Origin of the sequence: Nodularia sp. UHCC 0506 (genome assembly GCF_034931045.1) — a bacterium.
GTDB lineage: Bacteria > Cyanobacteriota > Cyanobacteriia > Cyanobacteriales > Nostocaceae > Nodularia.
Genome location: NZ_JAYGHH010000060.1, coordinates 24,539 through 32,403 on the forward strand (window position 1 = coordinate 24,539; position 7,865 = coordinate 32,403).

At 40.4% G+C, this 7,865-nt stretch carries 4 protein-coding genes; 3 read left to right on the plus strand and 1 reads right to left on the minus strand.

All coding sequences use genetic code 11. From position 1 onward, the window contains the following. Positions 1-138: 138 nt before the first annotated feature. Positions 139-2,355: a class I SAM-dependent DNA methyltransferase gene (locus VB654_RS22680; RefSeq protein WP_323216082.1), complete on the minus strand. Its 2,217-nt coding sequence runs from the start codon at positions 2,353-2,355 to the stop codon at positions 139-141. 789 nt (positions 2,356-3,144) lie between these two features. On the opposite strand from VB654_RS22680, the gene infC reads away from it, so the two are divergent. From infC to VB654_RS22695, 3 genes are all read left to right on the plus strand, one after another. After that, positions 3,145-3,678 carry a translation initiation factor IF-3 gene (gene infC / locus VB654_RS22685; RefSeq protein ID WP_323216083.1) on the plus strand — a complete coding sequence of 178 codons (534 nt, stop codon included), beginning with the start codon at positions 3,145-3,147 and terminating at the stop codon, positions 3,676-3,678. Positions 3,679-3,911: 233 nt separating this feature from the next. Next, positions 3,912-6,908, plus strand: coding sequence for an MFS transporter (locus tag VB654_RS22690; protein WP_323216084.1), 2,997 nt, complete (start codon positions 3,912-3,914; stop codon positions 6,906-6,908). 197 nt (positions 6,909-7,105) lie between these two features. Next, positions 7,106-7,783: a TrkA family potassium uptake protein gene (locus VB654_RS22695; protein ID WP_323216085.1), complete on the plus strand. Its 678-nt coding sequence runs from the start codon at positions 7,106-7,108 to the stop codon at positions 7,781-7,783. Positions 7,784-7,865: the final 82 nt, after the last annotated feature.

Below are 7,865 nucleotides of genomic sequence, written 5' to 3' on the forward strand. Positions count from 1 at the left end.
TTTTCAAATCTCCTAACTCTATAGTTCTATTTTAGCTGATCAGAAAATTAATGTTCAGATCCCCGACTTCTTTTTTAATCTTGTAAACAAATAATAAATTAATCTTAGAAGTCGGGGATCTTATTAAACTATTAGTCCTTAAACCACTTCTCCCAACATCGCCATAATATCCGACTCTAGCGCCTTAATATCATCCTCAATCACATCCAACGCACGGGGAGGCTGATATATATAAAAATGCCGATTTAAAGGAATTTCATAACCCACTTTAGTCTTAGAAAAATCAATCCAAGCATCTGGAACATGGGGTAAAACCTCCCGTTGTAAATATTCTAGACAATGCACCTTGACTAATTTAACCAATTCATCAACACTCGCATCTTTGCCATAATCTAAAGGTAAAGGTAAAGCAATATCATCCGGTAAAGGGACAATTTCAGTATCTCGCAAATTACTATCCGGTTCGGGATTCCCCTTGCTATCTTTACAGATTTCCGCCTCTGGGTCAGCTGCTCCCAATGCTGCTAAAATCGCCTTATTCACAGGAGCTTTTAATTTTAATCCGGCATTTTTCAAAACCCGACTCAAATCTTTTTCAAACTGATTCCGGGACATATACAGCTTATTTTCATCCAATTGCTGTAAAGCCTCAATAATCTGATTTTGAAGACTTTCACCTATCTCAATTTCTAACTGTTGTACTTTTTCATCTTTCCGCTTTTTCGTCGTCGCTAAATTCTGAAAAGCTGACTGTTCCCAAAGTAAAGATAAACGCTCTTGGCTAACTTGAAAATTTAACCTTAACGGACGTTCCACAGTAATCTTTAAAAATCCAAATTCCCGATTATCAAAAATCTTAGAACAAATCGGCTGTTCTGTCTGTCCATCTTTTTGAACTTCACTAATACCATTTTGTTTAAAATCCCCATACAGTCGCACCAATTCGGTAATATGTTCAGGTGATAACTCATTTCGCTTATTACCCAGACTCTTTTTCATCTTCTGAAAATGGTGAGTTCCATCAATAAGCTGCACTTTCCCCCGACGATGTAAGCCTTTTTTGTTCGTCACTAACCAAATATAAGTAAAAATTCCCGTGTTATAAAACATCTGGTCAGGTAAAGCAATTACCGCATCTAACCAGTCATTTTCAATTATCCAACGGCGGATATTACTTTCACCACTTCCCGCATCTCCTGTAAACAAAGGTGAACCATTAAAAACAATCGCAATGCGTGAACCAGCACCGCCATTTTCTGGGGAGGGTTGCATTTTGGAAATCATGTGTTGGAGAAACAACAATGAACCATCATTAATGCGTGGTAAACCCGCCCCAAATCGACCTTTAAAACCTAAATTTTTATACTCATCTTCAATAAATTCTTGTTCTGGTTTCCACTCCACACCAAAAGGAGGATTAGCAAACATATAATGAAATTGCTTATCAGGATGTCCGTCATGGGGTAAGAAATTATTACTTTTATTTTTGGCGTTCTTAACTCCTAAAGTGTCACCATAGATAATATAGTCAATCGGCTCATCTTTAATCAATAAATCAGAACAACAAATAGCATAGGATTCGGGATTATATTCTTGACCAAATAGCCCTAAGTTCGCCTCTGGGTTTTGCTTTTTAATGTGTTCTTCTGAAACCGAAAGCATTCCCCCTGTGCCTAACGTGGGGTCATACACAGAGCGATAAATACCTTGTTGAAAGACATCCGTTTCCTCACAGAAAACCAGATTTACCATGAGGCGAATGACTTCACGGGGTGTAAAGTGATCTCCCGCTTCTTCGTTGGCTTGTTCATTAAATTTTCTCACCAATTCTTCAAACAGATAACCCATTTGCAGGTTAGAAAGTTGGGCGGGAGATAAGTTAACTTCTGGTTTACAAAAATCTTTAATGATTAAATATAAGCGATTACTTTCATCGAGTTTTTGAATCTCGCTTTGAAAATCAAACTTCTCAAATATATCCCTGGCTCTAGGTGAAAAACCATTGATATAATTGTTTAAGTTACTGGCAATGCCATCAGCATCATCTAATAATTTTTGAAATGTAAACTCACTGGTATTATACAAAAATTGTTGGCGATCGCTCCCAATTGCAACTTTAGCGATCGCTTTTTCAAAAGCCTCACCCTGTAACCCCATTGCTTGATATTTCGCCTTCGCATCCAGTACAGCTTGTTTCGTTGGTTCTAAAACAGCATCTAAACGCCGTAAAACAATGAGGGGTAACATAACCCGACGATATTGGGGTGGACGGTAAGGGCCTCGGAGTTTATCAGCAATAGTCCAGATAAAACCAATTAAATCTTGATGGCGAGAATTTTCTGTATTTGTTATCATAGAAAGATTGAGTCAATTGTTGGTGAGTAATAGCAACAGGCGATCGCGTCAAAGAGTTACTTTGACTATTAATGTTAAGTTGCAATAGTATAAGTAAGTTGGCGAGAATAAAGCTAACTATGTAAAGTAATGTAAAAACATGGTAATTTAGCTCGTAGTAAGGGCTTTAGCCCTTAATTCAGGACTTTAGTCCTGACTACAAACCTTGAATTATTTACAATGACTTACTTAATTGCTATTGACATCATAATTTTAGTTGTGTAACCCCACTACATTTTTTAACTAAGGAATAGGGAATAGGGAAAAATTTCAGCTATCTGTCATCCCCAAAATTCACACTTTTGATGGTACACCTTTCAAAAACCGTTCGGCTGACGCTCACGGCGAAGCCTTGCACCTGAAACCTTTGATTTATCTGGGTTTTATATTTATTCAGCAATCCCTAAGTAATTTATTTTAGGTAAATTTCTAGATATTAAGTATATTTGCTGAAGCCAGTAAAAAATCAAAGACATATAGCATACCTAAAGATGTGCTAATAAAAATGTAATAAAATTTAATGATTTTTTGTTATGAAAATTACATTAATAATGGCAGAGAAATTCGGGCAGAGTGAGTAGAATAAAAAATACGGTGACGACTAATTCATGAATTAGTTATCCTATAAAAACAGACTCAAGCTTAAGTCCTTAGCTAAATTCAGTCTTGTGCTTCTGAGGCATCCCAAAGAAGACCAAGCAAACCAAGTCCAACCCACGTCTTAACTACTAAAGAGCTTCCATAATCATAATGCCTGTGATTGAGAAAAAACGAACTCGCGATCTGCCCCAAATCAACGAGCGCATCCGCTTTCCCAAGATTCGAGTCATTGATAATGATGGCGCACAACTGGGAATTATGCCTCCACAAGAAGCACTACAACTAGCTGAAGAAAAAGAGCTAGACCTGGTATTGCTAAGTGATAAGGCCGACCCACCGGTTTGTCGGATCATGGATTACGGGAAGTACAAGTTTGAGCAGGAGAAGAAGGCACGGGAAGCCCGGAAAAAACAGCACACGGCTGATGTGAAAGAAGTGAAGATGCGCTATAAAATAGAAGAACACGATTACAATGTGCGTGTTAAACAAGCCGAGCGCTTCCTCAAAGATGGCGATAAAGTGAAAGCAACTGTGATGTTCCGGGGTCGAGAGATTCAACACAGTGACTTAGCAGAGCATTTGCTCAAGCGCATGGCTAAGGATTTGGAGCCACTGGGAGAACTCCAACAAGCACCCAAAAAAGAGGGGAGAAATATGATGATGCTGATTTCACCCAAAAGATAATTTGCCAATTTTTCCAGATATCAAGTATAATCCATGACTAAAAATTTCAGTATGACCCCAAGTCATTGAAATTTCCGGAAAACTGATAGTCCTGAGCGCTGAGAGGGAAAGATAATACTCAGTGGCTCAGGATTTTTTCCGTTTATGGGGAATAGAGATGAGGTTAAAGGCAAATAATCGTTTATTTTATTATTTATCTGATTCAGAATCTAATTTAGTGTCGCTTGCAGTGCATGGAACTTAAAAATAACTCGTTAGCTGCAAATAAAGGGGCTTTAGGACGACTGTTGCAGTGGTTGAATCTTCGACCAGAAGAAAGCGAACGGACTTGGATGATGTTTGCTTTTTACACAACTGTATCAGTGGGTTTGCGCTGGGCAGAAGACAGTACAGTAGCGCTGTTTTTAGATGAATATGGGGCTGGCCCTTTGCCTTGGATGTATATAGCTAGTGCGGTGATGAGTATTGCACTGGTTGTAGCTTATTCTTGGCTGCAAAAGATTTTCCCGTTGCGGTGGGTGATTGTAGCGATCGCCCCTTGTATGGTTTTGCCATTAATCTTGATAGTATCCTTACGGGGGGAAGTACAATATCAATTTCTCGCAGTCGCCCTAGTGTTTCTGCTGCGGCTATGGGTAGATGCAATATATGTGATTAATGACCTCAATACCTCTATTGTTGCTAATCAATTATTTAATATCCGTGAAATTAAACGTACCTATCCTTTAGTCAGCAGTGGTTTGTTAGTAGCAGATGTGATCAGTGGCTTTAGTTTGCCTTGGATGCTGCAATTTATCAAACTAGAGCAAGTGATTCTCATTGCCTGTGCTGTGATTGTCTTAGGTACGTGTATATTATTTTATTTAAGTCATCACTATCGCACAGCCTTTCCCGATGCGCCCCAACGAGTAATTCCCCACGAACAAGCTAACCGACATCGCCGCCTAGAAGCTCCATTAAAGCGCTATACCTGGCAGTTATTTGCTTTTGTGGGTCTTTTGCAAATTATTGGCTTACTAGTCGATTTTCAATACCTGCGCGAACTCCATAGTTCTTTAGATAGCCGTGAACTAGCCAGCTTTTTAGGTCTGTTTGGTGGCATCGTGGGACTATGTGAATTAATTACTCAGTGGTTTATTTCCAGCCGAGTCACAGAACGCTTTGGGGTATTTATCACAGCTGCAATGCTACCCGTAGCTGTAGGCTTTATCTTACCAGGGGCGATCACTTTATTGAATTTATTCCCAGCATTACAAACGCAAGGCTTCTTTTGGGGATTAGTGGGGCTGAAATTCGCCGATGAACTATTACGTTACACCTTTGTGGTGAGTAGTGGACCGGTGCTGTATCAACCCATACCCGAACGCATTCGCAGTCGCACGCAGACATTATCAGGGGGAACAGCCGAAGCGATCGCGACGGGTTTGGCAGGGCTAATTATTTTAGGGACATTGTTTGTTTCTAATCTGTTTATCCCCCCAGAAATGCAAAAATGGGTACTGGTAGCAGAAACTGTAATTATTGCGGCAGCTTGTTTAAAAGTAGTTTTGATCTTGCGATCGCGTTATGTTGACCTGCTAGTATTAAGCGCAGAACGGGGAGAACTCAGTGCAGCAAATGTGGGTTTGCGTTTCTTCCATCAGGGGGTAATCAAAGCTTTATCCGAAACAGGTAATGCCGCCGACAAAAGCTCTTGTATTGAACTATTGGCACAAATTGACCCCCAAGGAGCAGCGCAAGTTTTATCACCCTTACTGAGCAAATTATCTCCAGATTTGCAACGCCAAAGTTTGGAAGTCATGCTGATTGCAGATGCCAATCCTATTTATGCCCTAGAAGTCCGCACTTTTTTACAACAGCCCCAAGAACAAGTTGATCCCGAAGTTTTTGCCTTAGCTCTGCGTTACGTTTGGTTAGCCGAACCCAATCCTAATTTAACTCTCTTAGAAGAATACCTCAAACCGCGATATCATTCACTGATTCGCGCCACAGCCGCCGCTTTAATTTTACGTCAGGGAACACCTCTGCAAAAAGTTGCCGCAACTAAAGCTATGCGCCGAATGCTGACTCATAAACAAGAACGAGAACGAGTCAATGGGGTAAGAGCGCTGAGAGAAGCTGTATATTTACAGGCGTTGCGGATTTATATTCCCAAATTGTTGCAGGATGAATCCTTACGGGTACGCTGTGCAGTTTTGGAAATGATTGCTGCAACTCGTTTAGAGGAATATTATTCGGCATTACTAGGGGCGCTATACTATAAATCAACCCGCAGTACCGCCATGCGAGCTTTGATTAAACTAGAAAATGAAGCTCTAGAAATGTTGTTGGAGTTGGCTACCAATATTTACAAACCAGAAAAAGTCAGGATGTATGCTTGGCGCACCATTGCCCAAATTTCCACACTAGAAGCAATGGAAACCTTATGGCTGCATTTAGAAATATCTTGGGGCGCTACCAGATATCATATTCTCCGCAGTTTACTGAAAATAAATCAGCCACCAGAAGTCACCAGCGTAGACACCTTTCATCACAGTCAGGTGGAAAGTTTAATTGAACAGGAATTAAAGTTTTTAGCAGAAATTTACGCCGTCTATTTAGATGTTCAACAACCACAAATTTTAGAAAATGAGCAATCAGAAAGAGTTTTAGTGATAGTGAACTTATTGCAAGACGCATTGCAAGAGTTAGAAATGGATGTGAGGGAAAGATTGCTGCTATTACTGAGATTGCTGTACTCGCCAGAAAAGATGCAAGCAGCTACATTTAATCTCAAATCAGAATCAAAGGCAAATATAGCCCAGGGTTTAGAGATTTTAGACCATACAATTAATTTGCCCACAAAAGCGATATTGTTGAATATTTTAGATCAGCGATCGCCCCAAGACAAACTCCATTGTTTAATTGAATCTGGGTTCAGCCAATATCAACAAATGTCCGTGAGCGATCGCCTAGCCCGGATGTTGACACTGAGTCGTTTGCTTTCTGATTGGTGTTTAGCCTGCTGTTTTCACTTTGCTCAAGTTAGCCGTATCCGCTTAAACATTCAGGAAATCATCGTCGCCCTACGCCATCCGACAGGCTTTGTCAGAGAAGCAGCGATCGCCTATCTGAATGTGGCTTCTCACCGAGTCTTGCTGGAACTTCTACCCAAATTACAACAAGATACACACCCCCTAGTAGTCGCTCAAGTTCAGGAATTGATGAAAAAATATCCTAGCCAAAATTAGGGTTAATAGAAACAGGAGCATCAAATATACAATATCGAGGCAAAAGACCTCTTCAACCCTCTTCCTTGGCATTCTACAGCCCCTGTGGGCATCGTTGCGCCTAACAACGATATTGGTAAACCCGCCCCACCCAGCACTTGCTCAACTTACAGAGCATCATTTCAGCTAATATTAAGAAAATTTATCACAAAATCACTATGTATGTCCTCATAGGTGGAGCCGGTTTAGTGGGGCTAAATTTGGCGCAAAAATTAGTAGAATTGGGGCATACAGTCGCCATAATTGACAAAGACCCCAATGCTTGTCGCTATGCCCGTGAACAAGTGGGAGTGATGGCTTTTGAAGGTAGCGCAGTGAGTACAGAAACCTTATTAGAAGCGGGGATTCGCAAAGCTGATGCCCTAGCAGCTGTTCTCAGAAGTGATGCTTTGAACTTAGCAATGGTAACTCTTGCCAAACACTACGGAGTTATTCGTATTTTTTCGCGGATGCGCCACCGTGATTTTGCTGAACCTTTGCGTCTAGCTGGAGCCAATCATATTATTGGTACTGTAGAATTGGCAGTTTCAACGATGGTGAATGCCATTGAGTATCCCCAAGTAGAATCAATGATGCATTTTGAACAGGGGCAAATTGAGGTACTGAAAATGCTCATTCCCAATAATTGCTATATTGTGGGTCGGAGTGTGGCAGAAATTGCTCAAAATCCTAATTTTCCCAGTGGTTCTTTAATTATTGGTTATCAATCCCATCCCCATACTGATTTAATTATTCCTAATGGCAGTACTGTGGTTGAGCCTGATTCAACCGTGTTAATTGTGACAAAGCCAGGATTTTTACACCAAGTAATTGATTTTATTGAAGGATGTCAATAATTCGTAATTCGTAATTGATAGGACTTATGCACAAGTTAGAAGCCCTAAAAAGTTAGTAGTGTTCGCGTAGCGTCTCGAAGAG